Source organism: Streptomyces pseudoechinosporeus (genome assembly GCF_054783935.1).
The window spans coordinates 169,119-184,045 of the sequence record NZ_BAAGPS010000002.1; the positions used below are offsets into that span (position 1 = coordinate 169,119).

The window sequence follows — 14,927 nt, forward strand, 5'->3', positions numbered from 1 at the left end:
GTCACGGGCGGCCGTACGCGCTTGTCACCGACCGTCGCCGGGATGCGCCAGGTCGTACGGGCGGGGATACGGAGCGGGCCGGTACGGGATGTAGCGAGCCGGGGTCGTGGGATCGGCCGCGGCGGACGTGGCGTTGAGCGACGCCGGATCCGTGCCTTGCCAGCGCCCCTTGTCGAGCCGCTTCTCCAGGGTGTGCAGGGCACCCGACTGCTCGGCCGGGCTGAAGGTGCAGTGCCCGGGGTTGTCGACGTACGCCTGGCGCAGGAGCGGTGCCGAGCCCCCGGCCGTGGCGGCCCTGCGGTAGGCGCTCTCGGTCTGTACGGGGACGAGGGCGTCGCCGGTGGTGTGGATGGTGAGCTGCGGTTTGTGCAGCCGGCCGGTGAACGAGCTGGTGCGGCTCATCCAGTCGACGGCGGCGGGGTCGGCGCTGATGCGCGGGGCCCGGTTCAGGGCGCCCAGGTCCTTCTTCAGGGACAGGCCCGCGTCCTTGTAGAGCTCGGTGACCTCCTTGTAGACGGAGGACTGGCGGAGCATCTTCGTGTAGTCGACGCCGGTGTTCCAGGACATGTTGCCGCCGGCCCGGCTCTCGGCCTCCTGGCGCCAGCTGAATGCGGGCCTGCCCAGCATCCCCTGGAGGGCCTGGTACTGGTTGGCCTGCTGGGTGTTCCAGTCGTCCGGGGCGGGCTCGGGCTGCGAGGGGTCGTTCCAGCCGGGGATGTTGTGGAGCGCGGCGGCGAGGGCGATACGGGCGCGGCCCTCGGGGGTGGCCTGGGCGTCGGTGACGGTCGCGCTCAGGGTGCCGGCGGCGGCTGCCGCCGAGGCCTGGTCGGCGAAACCGGTCAGCTGGACGGAGGAGGCGGGCGCGAGCAGGGTCTTGAGGGCGAAGACGGGATCGAGCGTGTTGTTCCAGTTGGCGACGCCGCCGTGGACGAGGCCGCACATGGCGAGCGAGCCGTCGATGCGCTCGGGGTGCCGTTCGGCGATCGCGGTGGTGACGAGGCCGCCGTACGACTGACCCCAGGCGATGGTGCGCCGGGCCTCCCCGAAGCGGGCGGTGAACACGTCGAGGGTGGCGAGCTGATCGGGCACGGCATCCGTCACGGCCCAGCCGTTGGAGGCGTACGAGGAGCCGATGAGCGCGTAGCCCTGGTCGAGGAGGAGTGCCTTGGTGGCGTCGTCGGAGGCGTTCTGGGCGGCGAGCGGTGAGCCGGCGGGCCGGTAGCCGTGGCTGAAGAGGAGGACGGTGCCGTTCCAGTTCGCGGGCTTGTCCATGAGGTACTTGGCGCCGGACGGGAGGGTGCCCTCGATGTGTTCGGCGGGCGCTTCGGCGGCGTACGCGGAGACCGTGGGGGCGGCGGAGGCGGCGAGCAGGACGGCGACGGCGAGAGCGGTCCGGCGCGTCAATGACGTACGGGCGCGGGTGCGGGTGGGGGTGATCACGAGGTCATCTGCTCCTTGGGTGCAGGGGTGTGGGGGGTGTTGGTTCCGGGCTCGGCGTCGGTCAGTGAATCCCGGTGGGTCTCGCGCAGGAACCCCACGGTCAGTGCGGTGACGGTGGCGCCGCCGCACAGCAGCAGGGCGATCGAGGTGGAGCCGCCGCCGTCCGCGGCGACCAGGCTTCCGGCGATCATCGGGGAGAAGCCGGCGCCGACGAGGGTGGCGAGCTGGTAGCCGAGGGAGGCGCCGGTGTAGCGGACGCGGGTGCCGAACATCTCGGTGAGCAGGGCGCCGAGCGGGCCGTACATCATCGACTGGGCGACGCCGTGACCGAGGGCGATGGCCAGGATCAGCAGCCCCGGCGACCCTGAGTCGACCAGCGCGAGCACCGGGAAGGCCAGCGCGGCGGAGGCGACGGCGCCGGTGAGCACGACGGGGCGGCGTCCGATGCGGTCGGACAGGGCGGAGGCGCAGGGCAGTACGACGAGGGCGACGCAGGCGGAGACGGTGAGCGCGGTCAGCACCTGTGAGCGGGCGTAGCCGATTCCGGTGGCGTACGCGATCATGTAGCTGGTCAGCAGGGACTGGGCGGTGAAGGCGCCGATGCCGACGCAGCAGGCGAGCAGCAGCGCGCGGGGCCGCCGCAGTACGTCCACCACGGGCAGCCGGGCTTCCTTCCGCTTCTTCTTCACCTCGGCGAACAGCGGGCTCTCGACCACCTTCAGGCGTACGAACAGGCCGACGCCGAGCAGTACGACGCTGAGCAGGAACGGCACGCGCCAGCCCCAGGCGGCGAACTCGTCCTTGGGCAGCGTGACGACGAGCGTGACCACGGCCGACGACAGCAGGGAGCCGAGCGGGGCTCCCATCTGCGTGAAGCTGGACCACAGTCCGCGCCGCCGCTGACCGGCGTGCTCGACGACCATGAGCGTGGCGCCGCCCCACTCACCGCCGATGGCGAGGCCCTGGACGACGCGCAGGGTGATCAACATGACGGGCGCCCAGACACCGACGGTGTCGTACGTGGGCAGCACGCCGATGAGGAAACTGGCGCCGCCCATCAGGCCCATGGTCAGCAACAGCATCGACTTACGGCCGAGCCGGTCGCCGAAGTGCCCGAAGACGATGCCGCCGAGCGGCCGGGCGACGTAACCGGCGGCGAAGGTGCCGAACGCCGCGATCGTGCCGACGGCGGGGTCGGCTCCCGGGAAGAACAGCTCCCCGAAGACGAGGGCGGCGACGGTTCCGTACACGAGGAAGTCGTAGAACTCGACGGCGGTACCGAGCAGCCCGGACAGCGCGACACGTCGCAACTGCCTTGTGGATTCGGGGGATTGGGGTGGTGCTGGGGATGCGGGTGGGGACGGGGGCATCGCGGGTCTCCCTTGAGCGGGGGGAGGGACACCGCGAAGGTAGGCGTAGATTTAGTTGCCGTCAATATTCTGCACAACATCGCAGGCTGGGGCGCGGGAGGCTGCCGTTCCGGCGGGACGGGATCAGGCGTCCGCCTTCCGCGCCACCGCGAAGATGCGGCGGAAGGGGAACACGGTGCCCTGCTCCCCGGCCGGATACGCGGCGCGGAGGGCGGTGCGGTACTCGGCGACGAAGGACTCCGCTTCCTCGCCCAATTCCGTCAGAACCGGTCGCAGGCCCGTGCCCTTCACCCAGTCCAGGACCGGGTCCTCGCCCTTCAGGAGGTGCAGGTACGTCGTCTGCCAGACATCGGCGTCGCAGCCGAGGTCGGTGAGGGCCTGGAGATAGCGGGCGGGCTCGTGGACCGCGTCGTCGTGGCGGAGCGTTTCGGCCAGGCGGTCCTTCCAGCGTGCGGAATGGGCGAGTTCGCGCATCAGGCGGTGGCTGGGGGCGTCGAAGTTGCCGGGTACCTGGAAGGCGAAGGTGCCGCCCGGGGCGAGGCCGTCCACCCAGGCGGGGAAGCGGGCTGTGTGATCCGGTACCCACTGGAGGGTGGCGTTGCTGACGATCAGGTCGTACGGCTCTGCCGGCGTCCAGGTCGCGGCGTCCGCGGCGGCGAAGTCGAGGTGGCCGCCGCCCGGCGTGGGGCCTGCCAGGGGTTCGGCGCGGGCGAGCATCTGAGGTGAGTTGTCGAGGCCGGTGATGTGCGCGGTGGGCCAGCGGTCGGCGAGGAGGCGGGTCATGTTGCCGGGGCCGCAGCCGAGGTCGGCGATGCGGGGCGGGTCCGCGGGCAGGGACGGGACGCGGGCCAGGAGGTCCACGAAGGGGCGGGCGCGATGGTCCGCGTGACGCAGGTACTGGCTCGGGTCCCAGGTGGGGGCGACTGAACGACCGGATGCGGGCACGGGTGGGCCTCCTTGAAGCGACCGAGATGGATCTCCAGGCTCACACCCCAACTATCTTGACGTCAAGAGACTTCACATCGACACAACCACTACACTGATCGCCATGGAGGACGAGGTCGATCGGCTGGTCGCAGCGTGGCGCCGGGAGCGCCCGGACCTCGATGTGGAGCCGCTGGAAGTGCTCAGCCGGGTGAGCAGGCTGGCCCGGCATCTGGACCGCGCACGCCGCCTGGCGTTCTCCGAACACAGCCTGGAGCCCTGGGAGTTCGACGTCCTGACGGCGCTGAGGCGGGCCGGGGCTCCGTATCAGCTCTCCCCCGGCCAGTTGCTGACCCAGACCCTGGTGACATCCGGCACGATGACGAACCGTATCGACCGGCTGGCGAAGAAGGGCCTGGTGGAGCGCCTCCCCGACCCCAGCGACCGGCGGGGCGTGTTGGTGCGGCTGACGGACGAGGGGCGGGACCGCGCGGACCAGGCACTCGCCGGACTCCTCGACCAGGAGCGGGCGATCCTGGCGGAGCTCAGCAGTGCGCAGCGCGGTGAACTGGCCGGGCTGCTACGCCAGTTGACCGCCCCGTTCGACAACATCCCCGGCTAGGTCGACCGGCCCGACCCCGGCGCGGCGGGCGAGTGCCACGGCGGCGAGGGTGGAGTGGACGCCCAGCTTCCCCAGGACGTTCTGCATATGGGTGCGGACGGTGTGCGGGGAGAGGAAGAGCCGCTCGGCGACGGCTTTCCTGCCCAGCCCGGCGACCATGCACCGCAGCACCTCGCGCTCACGCGGCGTGAGGGACTCCACGAGCTCCTCGCTCTCGGTGCGGTGCTTGCGGGCGGCGGTCAGCTCGCGCAGCACGCCCGTGAGCAGGGCGGGCGGCAGATGCGTCTCGTCCCGCAGCACGCCTCGTATGACCGTCAGCAGCCTCGACAGCGAGCAGTCCTTGGCGACCCAACCCGAGGCCCCGGCCTGCAGGGCGAGGGCCGCGCGGCGCGGGTCGTCCTTCTCGGCGAGGACGACGGTACGCACTCCCGGCTGGCCCGAGCGGACGCCCGCGACCAGGGAGATGCCGTCGACCAGGCCTTCTTCGTTGTTGTCGTGCACGGGTACGGCCGGGCGGACGCCCGGCACATTGCCGCCCAGGTCGGCGTCGACGAGCAGCACGTCGAATCTGCGGCCTTCCGCCGCAGCTCGCTCCAGGCAGCGCAGCGCGGCAGGCCCGCTGCCGGCTGCGGAGACGTCGACGTCGGGCTCGGCGGCAAGAGCTGCCGCGAGCGACTCGGCGAAGATGCGATGGTCGTCGACGACCAGGACACGGATGCGAACCACTGAAACCCCCACTGGTCGGGGGACGACCGGCACAGGTACGGCGCCCGGAATGTTCCGGGACCCCGAGGACCCCGGGACGGGGTGCCGCAGCCACACGGCCGCCGCCGCGCTGGACTGCTACCCCCACTCCGGGCGTCGTACCCGGCTGTCTCGCCCCCTGATCAACACCGGCCCCCACCGGTGCTGCTCATCAGGGTAAGGCCGGGCGGCGGGAGCGGAAGAGGATTTGCAGAACTGATTGTCCGGCACGTTTATGGTGAGGCGTATGTTTCGCATTGAGACAGGAGTCGACAAAGAGTTCAGCAAGTTGCTGCGTTCCCGTCTCCGGGACGCCAACACGGCGGCCTCTCCCGTACTCCGTGCTCTCCGCGGAACCCCCGACGAACGCGAGCTTCCGCTCCACCTCTGGGCGCTGGACGAGCAGGACGAGCTCGCGGGCGGCCTGGTCGGCCACACCTGGGCGACCTGGCTGCACGTGACGTACCTCTGGGTCGACGCCCCCCACCGCGGCACAGGCCTCGGCTCCCACCTGCTGTCCCGGGCGGAACAACTGGCCCACGCGGAACGCGGCTGCCGCGCCGCCCGCCTGGAGACGTGGGACTTCCAGGCGCCGGAGTTCTACAAGAAGCGGGGCTATGAGGTGGTGTGCGTGATCCCCGACTATCCGCCGGGGGTTACGGAGTACACGCTGGCGAAGCGGCTCGGCTGAGCCCCCTAGGCGCTGCGCGCGCAGATCACGTTATACGGCCGACCGACCGCGAGCGTCAGCCGCATGGGTTCCGTGGTGCCCGAGGGGCACGCGGACTCCTCCTCGACCAGGTCGAGGACCTTGAAGTCGGCGGCGCCCGCCGAGGCGCATGCGATCTCCTGAGCGGTCGATGAGACGCAGTCGCCCGCCACCAACTGCCCTCCTCCGGCCCCCGCGTCACCGGGGTGATCGCCGGAGAGGTTCCGGCCGCAGACGGTGTCCGTGGGAATCCCGCCGTTCCCGTCGTCGTCCGAACCGAAGGTCATCGACACCTCGATGATCAGGTCCGTGCCCGCCGGGCACTGGATGGCGTCCGGCAGGAAAGTCCCGTCCATGATCTTCAGCGCCTTGAAGGTCGCGTCGGCGTCGTCACAGTCGTACGGCTTGTACCCGTCGGGTGCGCGGTCCGGGTCCGGTCCCCCGCAGTCTCCGGTCTTCCACTCCCCCGAACTCCCGCCGCCGTCGGACGAGGACTCGGACGCCGCCGAGGACGGCGACGCGGAGGACGACGAACCGCTGTCGTCGTCGCCCAACTGTGAGATCCCGTACCCGATGGCGATCATCACCAAAATGGCCAACACACCCCTGAGGCAATCCACACCCTTGCGGGCGGGGGCCTGAGGGCCGCCCTGCGAAACCATGAAACCTCCCCCTTCTCGCCGGACAGACCAAAGCGATGAGACCAGGCTCACATGGAACTACCCCCGGCGCAGGGGCAGTTACAGACTGCGGACGACAAAGGGACGGTCCGCGCACAGACCGTGCGGGGTCAGGCCACCCGCCGCGCCCCCGCCGAGGGCACCGCCTCGAAGACGCGCGGTGCCGTGAAGCCGGCCGTCGCGAACGCCTCTTCCACCGCCTTGGTGATCGTGTCGACGTCGGCCGTCTCCGCCAGCACGATCGCCGAGCCGCCGAAGCCGCCGCCCGTCATTCGGGCGCCCAAGGCACCGGCCGCATTCGCCGTGGAGACGACCAGGTCCAGCTCCGGGCAGGAGATGCGGAGGTCGTCCCGCAGGGAGGCGTGGCCGTCCGTGAGGACGGGGCCGATGGCTCGTACGTCACCCGCGTCCAGCAGCGCGATGACCTGCTCCACGCGGTGGTCGTCCGAGACGACGTGGCGTACATAGCGGCGTACGCGCTCGTCGGACAGGCGGAGCAGCGCCGCGTCCAGGTCCTCGTACGGGAGGTCCCGGAGGAACGGGATGCCGAGTTGCCGGGCGCCCTCCTCGCAGCCCTCCCGGCGTTCCGCGTACTCCCCGTCGCCCAGCGCGTGCTTCACGCGGGTGTCGACGACCAGGAGCTGGAGGCCTTGGGCGGCCAGGTCGAAGGGGATCTGGCGGATGGAGAGGTCGCGGCAGTCGAGGTGGAGGGCGTGGCCCTCGGTGGAGCAGGCGGAGGCCGTCTGGTCCATGATGCCGCAGGGGACTCCTACGAAGTCGTTCTCCGCGCGCTGGGAGACACGGGCCAACTCCGGGCGCGTAAGGCCGAGTTCGAAGAGGTCGTTCAACGCCAGCGCCGTCACGACCTCCAGCGCGGCCGAGGACGACAGGCCCGCGCCCGTCGGCACCGTCGAGCTGAGGTGGATGTCCGCGCCCGTCACCACGTGGCCCGCCTCGCGCAGGACCCACACCACGCCCGCCGGATACGCCGCCCAGCTCGTGTTCGTCCGCGGCGCCAGCTCGTCCACGTGCAGTTCGACGACCGGGCCCTCGATGTCGGCCGAGTGCAGCCGCAGGACGCCGTCGTCGCGGCGCGAGACCGCCGCCACCGCCGTGTGCGGCAGCGCGAGGGGCATCACGAAACCCTCGTTGAAGTCCGTGTACTCGCCGATCAGATTGACCCGGCCCGGAGCCGCCCACACGCCCTCGGGCGCCGCCCCGTACAGCTCCTCGAAGCCTTCCCGTACGCCCACCTACTGCTCCTTCGACACGTTCTGTGCGAACGCCCACGCGTCCGCCACGATCCCCGCGAGATCCGCGCGGGACGGGTTCCAGCCGAGCCGCTCGCGGGCCGTCTGCGCCGAGGCCACCAGCACCGCGGGGTCGCCGCCCCGGCGCGGTGCGGCCACCTCGGGAATCGGGTGTCCGGTCACCTGGCGCACCGTCTCGATGACCTCGCGGACCGAGAAGCCGTTGCCGTTGCCGAGGTTGCAGATCAGGTGCTCGCCGGGCTTGGCGGCCGTGAGGGCCAGCAGGTGGGCCTCCGCCAGGTCCGCCACATGGATGTAGTCGCGGATGCAGGTGCCGTCCGGGGTCGGGTAGTCGTCGCCGAAGACGGAGATGGCGTCGCGCCTGCCCTGGGCGACCTGGAGGACCAGCGGGATGAGGTGCGACTCGGGGTCGTGCCGCTCGCCGCAACTGCCGTACGCACCTGCCACGTTGAAGTAGCGCAGCGACACCGCGCCCAGACCGTGCGCCGCCGCCTCACCGGTGATCATGTGGTCGACGGCCAGCTTCGAGGCGCCGTACGGATTCGTCGGTGCCGTCGGCGCGGACTCGACGATGGGGGTTTCCTCCGGCTCGCCGTACGTGGCGGCGGTGGAGGAGAAGACGAGCTTGCGGACGCCCGTCGACCGCATCGCCTCCAGCAGGGCCATCGTGCCGCCGACGTTGTTCTCCCAGTACTTCTCCGGCTTCACCACCGACTCGCCGACCTGCGAGAACGCGGCGAAGTGCAGCACCGCGTCGAAGGAGGAGTCCAGCCACTTCGCGGCATCCCGGATGTCGCCCTCGATGAAGGAGGCACCGGTGGGCACGCCCTCGCGGAAGCCGGTCGAGAGGTTGTCGAGGACGACGACCTCGTGGCCCGCCTCCAGCAGATGCTGCGCGACCACACTGCCGACATAGCCCGCGCCGCCGGTGACCAGGTACTTCCTACTCATGAACTCGCTACCTCTCGCAGTCGCTGGGCCGCGGTCTCCGGCGGCACGTCGTTGATGAACACGCTCATGCCGGATTCGGAACCCGCGAGGAACTTCAGCTTGCCGGAAGTGCGGCGAATGGTGAAAAGCTCCAGGTGGAGCGCGAAGTCGTCACGGCTGACGCCCTCGAACTCCTCCAGCGTGCCGAACGGCGCCTGATGCCAGGCCGCGATGTACGGCGTCGGAGGCTCACCCTCGCCGAAGATCCGGTCGAAGCGCCTCAAGAGTTCCAGATACACCTGGGGGAACTCTGTGCGGGCGTCCTCGTCGAGCCCCAGCAGGTCGGGCACCCGCCGCTTCGGGTAGAGGTGCACCTCGTACGGCCAGTGCGCCGCGTACGGCACGAAGGCCACCCAGTGCTCGGCGTCCAGCACGATCCGGTCGCCGTCGGACAGTTCGCGGGCGACCACGTCGTCGAAGAGGTTCTCCCCGCCGGTCGCCTCCTTGTGTGCGGCGAGCGAGCGCAGCATCAGGGCCGTACGAGGGGTGGTGAAGGGGTACGCGTAGATCTGGCCGTGCGGATGTCCGAGCGTCACGCCGATCTCGGCGCCGCGGTTCTCGAAGCAGAAGACCTGCTCGACGGAGGGGAGATGGGACAGCTCGGCGGTGCGGTCGGTCCAGGCCTCCAGGACCAGCCCGGCCTGTTCGTCCGTCAGATCCGCGAAGGACGCGTCGTGGTCGGAGGTGAAGCAGACGACCTCGCAGCGGCCCGAGTCCCCGGCGAGGGAGGGGAAGCGGTTCTCGAAGACGGCGACGTCGTACGAGGAGTCCGGTATCTCGCTGAGCCGGTCACCCTCGGAAGGGCACAGGGGGCATTCGTTCGCCGGCGGGTGGTAGGTGCGGCCCTGGCGGTGCGAGGCGATCGCGACCGAGTCGCCGAGCAGCGGGTCGCGGCGCACCTGGGACGTGGTGACGGTGGCGTCGAGCGGTCTGCGGTCGACCGCGTCGCGGACCGCGTCATCACGCGCGTCGTAGTAGATGAGCTCACGACCGTCGGCCAGCCGGGTCGAGGTCTTCTTCACTGTCGGGCTCCCTAGGCCACACTCATCAAACAGAACTGAACACAATAAACCACAAGTCCCCACGTCGGTCAACATCACAATCAAACAAAGATCCCCATAACGGCTGTTCACTTCTTGAAGCTGGAGGCGTAGCTTCCGCTCTGATCTGTGCACGCAACGAAGCGAGTTCCTATGCAGACCCCCACAAATCTGCCCCCCATATATCTGGCTCAAGAACTCCGGCTCCCCACCAACTGGCTCGACTACACGATCCTGGCGATCTACTTCGTCGTCGTCTTAGGCATCGGTTTCGCCGCCCGCCGCTCGGTCAAGACCAGCCTCGACTTCTTCCTCTCCGGGCGCTCCCTGCCCGCCTGGGTCACCGGTCTCGCGTTCGTCGCGGCCAATCTGGGCGCCACCGAGATCCTGGGCATGGCGGCGAACGGCGCGCAGTACGGCGCGTACACCGTGCACTGGTACTGGGTCGGCGCCATCCCCGCCATGGTCTTCCTCGGCCTGGTGATGATGCCCTTCTACTACGGGTCGAAGGTGCGCTCCGTACCGGAGTTCCTGCTGCTGCGCTTCGACAAGTCGGCGCATCTGCTCAGCTCGGTCCTGTTCGCCTTCGCCGCGATCCTCATCGCGGGCGTCAACCTCTACGCCCTCGCGATCGTCGTCGAGGCGCTGCTCGGCTGGCCGGAGTGGGTGTCCATCGTCGTCGCCGGCTTCTTCGTCCTCGCGTACATCACCGTCGGCGGTCTGTCCTCGGCGATCTACAACGAGGTGCTCCAGTTCTTCGTCATCCTCGCCGCGCTCATCCCCCTCACCCTCCTCGGCCTGAAGAAGGTCGGCGGCTGGGACGGACTGACCGACTCGCTGACGCAGAGTCACAGCGCGGACTTCGTCACGGCGTGGGGCGGTACGGGCATCGGCAACGACAATCCGCTCGGCGCGAACTGGCTGACCATCGTGCTCGGCCTCGGCTTCGTCCTCTCCTTCGGCTACTGGACGACCAACTTCGCCGAGGTGCAGCGCGCCCTGTCGGCGAAGAACCTCAGCGCGGGCAAGCGGACGCCGCTGATCGCCGCGTTCCCGAAGATCTTCATCGTCTTCGTGGTGATGACCCCGGGCCTGATCGCCGCCGCCCTCGTCCCGAACATCGGTACGCCCGACTCCGACCTCACGTACAACGACGCGATCCCCTATCTGATGGAGCAGTTGCTGCCGAACGGTGTGCTCGGGATCGCGGTGACCGGTCTGCTGGCGGCGTTCATGGCGGGCATGGCGGCCAACATCTCCTCCTTCAACACGGTCTTCACGTCCGACATCTGGGCGAAGTACGTGGTCAAGGGCCGCGAGGACACGTACTACCTGCGCTTCGGCCGGTTGATCACCGCGATCGGTGTACTGGCCTCGATCGGCACCGCGTTCCTGGCGTCGTCCTTCTCGAACATCATGAGCTACCTGCAGACGCTGTTCTCCTTCTTCAACGTGCCGATGTTCGTCGTCTTCATCATCGGCCTGTTCTGGAAGCGGGCGTCCATGAAGTCCGGGTTCTGGGGACTGCTCGTGGGCACCACGGCGGCGATGATCAACTACTTCGTGATCTACAAACAGGGCGTCATCAACATCCCCTCCGACCAGGGCGCCAACTTCGTCTCGGCGATCGCCGGCTTCGTCGCCGGAGCGGTGGTGATGTTCGCGGTCACGCTCTTCACGGCACCGAAGCCGGAGGCCGAACTCCAGGGGCTGGTGTACGGCACCCGCTCCCCCGGCATGGACGAGCCACCGGCCGCGGGCGACGAGGCCTGGTACCGCAAGCCGGCCCTGCTGGGCTGGGGAGCGGTCGCCCTGGCCGCACTCTGCTACGTCCCGTTCTCCTTCTGACTCCTTCTGAACCAGCGGAGCTGAGGCACCACCATGAGCGACTACGAGTACCAGCACGAGGTCGAGGAACTGGAGCGCAAGTCCGCGACCGCCGCCCGCCTCTTCGACATCCGCCGCATCATCGGCGGCCTGTTCGTGATCTACGGCGTCATCGTCACGATCGCCGGCTTCACGGTCTCGGACGCCGACCTGGACAAGGCGGAGGGAGTGAACATCAACCTGTGGACGGGGCTGGGGATGTTCGCACTGGGGGTGTTCTTCCTGGTGTGGCTGTGGCTGCGGCCCACACCGCCCCCGGTCGACACGGAGCAGTTGCCGCCAGAGGCCGACAAGGGCACCGAGTGACCGGGCAGCCACCTTGTGCGGGGCCGGAGTTCACTGAGGTGGCTTCGGCCCTGTACGGCTATTCGGGGTTGAACAGAACGGCCGGGTCGGTCACTTCGGAGGCAACTTCCACGGGTTCCCGTCACGCTTCGGGACCCCGGTGTCTGTCTCAGACTCCATCGCCGTCGAAGAGATCCGCCGCGTTGGCCACATGGACGGCCCGTTCCGACCAGGCCTTGAGCTGGTCCAGGTCGGAGCACGCCTCCACTCGGAGCCGGACCGAGTCGGGTACCTGAAGGCCACGCAACTCCAGGATTCTCAGCGTCATCTCGATGCGGTCTTCTACCCGACCCTCTTCACGCAGCTTCACGGCGACCGGATTCTTGAAGAAGTAGTTCACCGGCATCATCAGCTCCTTCCAGATTTTCTTCGCCTGCGCATCGACCAGGCCTGACTCGACGAGCTCCGCGAACATCGCTGCGCTGTCGGGATCCACGGTCTCCAGGGCATGCGCCAGCGCCAGTGGGGGCGGCGGCTCAGGGTCGGCGTCCCACGCGCCGATGCGCAGGACTCCGGCCCGCCAGTGCAGACACAGGGCCGCGGGACCCTTCGTGTGCCGTACGGCGTTGGTGACCAGCTCCGTCGCCAGCAGCTCGGCCACGTCCGTGAGGCGGATCAGGCCGTGCATCGTGAGGATCAGACGGACGGTGCGGCGGCACACGGTGACCGCGCGGGCGTCGTGGGGGATGTGGAGCGTGTACTCCCAGGGTTCGTCTTTGGGCATGCGTGAACTCCGGTTCAGGTGCGAGGAGTTGAGGGAGCGCGGCGGACTGGTGGACGGTGGCGGTGTCACGGCCGTCATGGCATGACGGGGTGGTGCGCTTCCGGGATCCCAGGGTTCCGCAGCGTGTGCGACGCGTCACTGACGGTAGGTCTTAAAATTGCGACTGCGCAAGTCGTTCGCGTAATCTCGCACCCGAACGGGGCATCCCGGACAGCGAGTTGAAGCAGGGAGCTGCACATGGCAACACGGCGAAACCCCACGGCACGGCAGGTACGCCTGGGCGCCGAGCTCCGCAAGCTTCGGGATGCCGCAGGACTGAAGGCCACCGAGGCGGCGGCCCTACTGGGAGTGAACTCCGCCCAGGTGAGCCAGATCGAGGCCGGCGTCGCAGGCGTAAGCGAGGAACGTGTGCGCCGCCTCGCCGCCCACTACTCCTGCACGGACGAGGAGCTGACCGACGCGCTGGTAGCGATGGCGACCGACCGGACACGCGGTTGGTGGGAGGAGTTCCGGGGGCTGCTACCCACACCGTTCCTGGACATCGCCGAGCTGGAGCACCACGCCACATACCGGCACGATGTCGAGTTCCCTCACATCCCCGGACTTCTCCAGACGGAGGACTACGCCCGGGCCGTCTTCTCGTACAGGGTCCCCGAACTTCCCTACGGTGAGCTGGAGTTGCGAGTCCAACACCGGATGAAACGGAAAGTCGTCCTTGCGGGCCCCACGCCCGTCCCGTACGAAGCAGTGATCCACGAAGCGGCACTTCGCACCAGAGTCGGCGACCGTGCCGCCGCACGCGCTCAGCTCGCGCGCGTTCTGGAACTGTCCGAGGCGGATCACATCACCGTTCGCGTGATCCCCTTTGATCTGGAGGGCTTCGCAGGCGCCTGGAACACTTTGATGCTGGCAGGCGGCGCCGTGCCTCAACTGGACACAGCGGTGCGCGACACGCCCCACGGCACGGCCTTCATCGACTCCGAAGCCCAACTCGGCGCCTCTCGAACGCTTTTCCGTAAAATGGAGGATGCGTCACTCGATCCCCAACGGTCGCGTGACTTCATCCACCGCTTGGCCAAGGAACTGTGAGGCGCACCGATGACTACCCTCGCCAACTGGCAGAAGTCTTCCTTCTCCGGCGGCGCCGACGGCAACAATTGCCTGGAGCTGGCCACCACCGGCCCCCGGTCGATCCACCTCCGCGAAAGCGACGACCCCACCACCCACCTCACCACCGCCCCCGCCCCCCTCGCCCACCTCCTCCAAGGCATACGCTCCGGCGCCCTCAGCCCGGCGGCTCCGGGAGCCGTTCGCTGACCGGTCCCGCCCGGTCCAGCAGCCCTGTCCGCGCCGCCAGCGCCGCCGCCTCCAGGCGTGACCCCACGCCCAGCTTCATCAGCACCCGCTGTACGTGCGTACGCGCGGTACTCGGCGCGATCCCCATACCGGCCGCGATCAGCCGTGTGTCCTCGCCGTCCGCGACCCGGACCAGGACCTCGACCTCGCGCGGCGTGAGCATCTGCAGCAGACGTTGGCCCTCGTCGTCCGGCTGGGCGGCCGGGTTGAGGAGTTCGCTGAAGGCGCCCTGGAGCAGTTGCGGGGCGACCGCCGCCTCTCCCGCGCGGGCCTTCATGATGGCGCGCTCGACGCCCTCGATGCGTTCGTCGTGCCGTACGTAGCCCGAGGCGCCGGCGGCGAAGGCGGCGGCGATTCCGCGTGGGTTCGGTACCGGGCCGAGGACCAGTACCGCCACCTGCGGGCGCTCGCGCTTGATCTTCACCACCGGGTCGAAGATGCCCGGTTCGGCGGGTGTCGCCGTGCCGAGCAGGCACACCTCCGGTGCCCTGGTGATCACCAGCTCCGCCGCCCCCGCGGCGGGCGCCGCCGCGGCGAGCACGCGGTGTCCGCGCAGCTTCAGGGCCGAGGCCAGCGCCTCGGCGAGCAGACGGTGGTCGTCGACCACCATGAGCCGCACTCCCATCGAGCCAAACCCCCCAGTTCCCCCAGGTCCCCAACTGGTCCCCCATGGACAGGAGCCCCCCGGCTCTCCATCCCCCGGAAGCTACACGCTTGTTCGACGTTGCGCTTCCCCTACCGGTGAGAAGTGCCCCGGATTGCCGAAATTCCTCGCATTCGCGAGCTGGCGAAGATAAGGGTAAGGCCCCGTCCCTGAGCAGGGAC

Annotated in this window: 15 protein-coding genes and 1 pseudogene; 6 read left to right on the forward strand and 10 right to left on the reverse strand. The window is 69.2% G+C overall.

Going from position 1 to position 14,927, the window contains the following annotated elements; genetic code table 11:
- Window positions 1-24: 24 nt before the first annotated feature.
- From ACYVO6_RS03190 to ACYVO6_RS03200, 3 genes are all read right to left on the reverse strand, one after another.
- Window positions 25-1,440 carry an alpha/beta hydrolase family protein gene (locus tag ACYVO6_RS03190; RefSeq protein WP_461056961.1) on the reverse strand — a complete coding sequence of 472 codons (1,416 nt, stop codon included), beginning with the start codon at window positions 1,438-1,440 and terminating at the stop codon, window positions 25-27.
- A complete protein-coding gene (locus ACYVO6_RS03195; RefSeq protein WP_461056963.1) occupies window positions 1,437-2,810 on the reverse strand; it encodes an MFS transporter in 1,374 nt (457 codons plus the stop codon). Before ACYVO6_RS03195 ends, ACYVO6_RS03190 begins: the two co-directional genes overlap by 4 nt.
- 123 nt (window positions 2,811-2,933) lie before the next feature.
- On the reverse strand, window positions 2,934-3,755 hold the full coding sequence (locus ACYVO6_RS03200) for a trans-aconitate 2-methyltransferase (RefSeq protein WP_461056965.1): 822 nt from the start codon (window positions 3,753-3,755) through the stop codon (window positions 2,934-2,936).
- Between the two features lie 103 nt (window positions 3,756-3,858).
- On the opposite strand from ACYVO6_RS03200, the gene tamR reads away from it, so the two are divergent.
- The gene (gene tamR, locus ACYVO6_RS03205; RefSeq protein ID WP_165263243.1) at window positions 3,859-4,356 is read left to right on the forward strand and encodes a MarR family transcriptional regulator TamR; all 498 of its coding nucleotides are present in this window, start codon (window positions 3,859-3,861) and stop codon (window positions 4,354-4,356) included.
- On the opposite strand, the gene ACYVO6_RS03210 is transcribed toward tamR, so the two are convergent.
- Complete coding sequence (locus ACYVO6_RS03210) at window positions 4,315-5,082, reverse strand: LuxR C-terminal-related transcriptional regulator (protein ID WP_461056967.1); 768 nt, start codon at window positions 5,080-5,082, stop codon at window positions 4,315-4,317. The genes tamR and ACYVO6_RS03210 overlap by 42 nt on opposite strands.
- 265 nt (window positions 5,083-5,347) lie before the next feature.
- Between ACYVO6_RS03210 and ACYVO6_RS03215 the strand changes: the two genes are divergently transcribed.
- Window positions 5,348-5,791, forward strand: coding sequence for a GNAT family N-acetyltransferase (locus tag ACYVO6_RS03215; RefSeq protein ID WP_461056969.1), 444 nt, complete (start codon window positions 5,348-5,350; stop codon window positions 5,789-5,791).
- Between the two features lie 5 nt (window positions 5,792-5,796).
- Here ACYVO6_RS03215 and ACYVO6_RS03220 read toward each other — a convergent pair whose 3' ends face one another.
- The 4 genes from ACYVO6_RS03220 to galT all read right to left on the reverse strand — a co-directional run bounded on the left by ACYVO6_RS03220 (window position 5,797) and on the right by galT (window position 9,772).
- Window positions 5,797-6,393 (reverse strand): hypothetical protein, encoded by a 597-nt coding sequence (locus tag ACYVO6_RS03220; RefSeq protein ID WP_461057060.1) that lies wholly within the window; start codon window positions 6,391-6,393, stop codon window positions 5,797-5,799.
- Window positions 6,394-6,599: 206 nt separating this feature from the next.
- The gene (gene galK / locus ACYVO6_RS03225) at window positions 6,600-7,742 is read right to left on the reverse strand and encodes a galactokinase (protein ID WP_461056971.1); all 1,143 of its coding nucleotides are present in this window, start codon (window positions 7,740-7,742) and stop codon (window positions 6,600-6,602) included.
- Complete coding sequence (galE, locus tag ACYVO6_RS03230) at window positions 7,743-8,711, reverse strand: UDP-glucose 4-epimerase GalE (protein WP_461056973.1); 969 nt, start codon at window positions 8,709-8,711, stop codon at window positions 7,743-7,745.
- A complete protein-coding gene (gene galT, locus ACYVO6_RS03235; RefSeq protein WP_461056975.1) occupies window positions 8,708-9,772 on the reverse strand; it encodes a galactose-1-phosphate uridylyltransferase in 1,065 nt (354 codons plus the stop codon). Before galT ends, galE begins: the two co-directional genes overlap by 4 nt.
- A gap of 171 nt (window positions 9,773-9,943) precedes the next feature.
- On the opposite strand from galT, the gene ACYVO6_RS03240 reads away from it, so the two are divergent.
- Window positions 9,944-11,638, forward strand: coding sequence for a sodium:solute symporter family protein (locus tag ACYVO6_RS03240; protein WP_461056977.1), 1,695 nt, complete (start codon window positions 9,944-9,946; stop codon window positions 11,636-11,638).
- Between the two features lie 33 nt (window positions 11,639-11,671).
- Window positions 11,672-11,983, forward strand: a complete 312-nt coding sequence (locus ACYVO6_RS03245) for a hypothetical protein (protein WP_461056979.1) — start codon at window positions 11,672-11,674, stop codon at window positions 11,981-11,983.
- Window positions 11,984-12,485: 502 nt separating this feature from the next.
- Here ACYVO6_RS03245 and ACYVO6_RS03250 read toward each other — a convergent pair.
- Window positions 12,486-12,746: pseudogene (locus ACYVO6_RS03250) on the reverse strand (ATP-binding protein); the annotation flags it as partial.
- 237 nt (window positions 12,747-12,983) lie between these two features.
- Here ACYVO6_RS03250 and ACYVO6_RS03255 point away from each other — a divergent pair.
- Complete coding sequence (locus ACYVO6_RS03255) at window positions 12,984-13,835, forward strand: helix-turn-helix domain-containing protein (protein ID WP_461056981.1); 852 nt, start codon at window positions 12,984-12,986, stop codon at window positions 13,833-13,835.
- A 9-nt stretch (window positions 13,836-13,844) separates the two neighbouring features.
- A complete protein-coding gene (locus ACYVO6_RS03260) occupies window positions 13,845-14,063 on the forward strand; it encodes a DUF397 domain-containing protein (RefSeq protein WP_461056983.1) in 219 nt (72 codons plus the stop codon).
- Here the strand turns inward: ACYVO6_RS03260 and ACYVO6_RS03265 are convergent.
- Entirely contained in the window at window positions 14,032-14,727 is a 696-nt protein-coding gene (locus ACYVO6_RS03265) for a helix-turn-helix transcriptional regulator (protein ID WP_461056985.1), read from the reverse strand. The genes ACYVO6_RS03260 and ACYVO6_RS03265 overlap by 32 nt on opposite strands.
- Between the last annotated feature and the right edge of the window lie 200 nt (window positions 14,728-14,927).

Excerpts from the sequence above, each read along its gene's own strand:
- ACYVO6_RS03245 (WP_461056979.1), top strand. The coding sequence starts at position 11,672 with ATGAGCGACTACGAGTACCAGCACGAGGTCGAGGAACTGGAGCGCAAG.
- ACYVO6_RS03260 (WP_461056983.1), top strand. The coding sequence starts at position 13,845 with ATGACTACCCTCGCCAACTGGCAGAAGTCTTCCTTCTCCGGCGGCGCC.
- ACYVO6_RS03215 (WP_461056969.1), top strand. The coding sequence starts at position 5,348 with ATGTTTCGCATTGAGACAGGAGTCGACAAAGAGTTCAGCAAGTTGCTG.
- ACYVO6_RS03255 (WP_461056981.1), top strand. The coding sequence starts at position 12,984 with ATGGCAACACGGCGAAACCCCACGGCACGGCAGGTACGCCTGGGCGCC.
- ACYVO6_RS03195 (WP_461056963.1), bottom strand. The coding sequence starts at position 2,810 with ATGCCCCCGTCCCCACCCGCATCCCCAGCACCACCCCAATCCCCCGAA.
- ACYVO6_RS03240 (WP_461056977.1), top strand. The coding sequence starts at position 9,944 with ATGCAGACCCCCACAAATCTGCCCCCCATATATCTGGCTCAAGAACTC.
- ACYVO6_RS03265 (WP_461056985.1), bottom strand. The coding sequence starts at position 14,727 with ATGGGAGTGCGGCTCATGGTGGTCGACGACCACCGTCTGCTCGCCGAG.
- ACYVO6_RS03220 (WP_461057060.1), bottom strand. The coding sequence starts at position 6,393 with ATGATCGCCATCGGGTACGGGATCTCACAGTTGGGCGACGACGACAGC.
- tamR (WP_165263243.1), top strand. The coding sequence starts at position 3,859 with ATGGAGGACGAGGTCGATCGGCTGGTCGCAGCGTGGCGCCGGGAGCGC.
- galE (WP_461056973.1), bottom strand. The coding sequence starts at position 8,711 with ATGAGTAGGAAGTACCTGGTCACCGGCGGCGCGGGCTATGTCGGCAGT.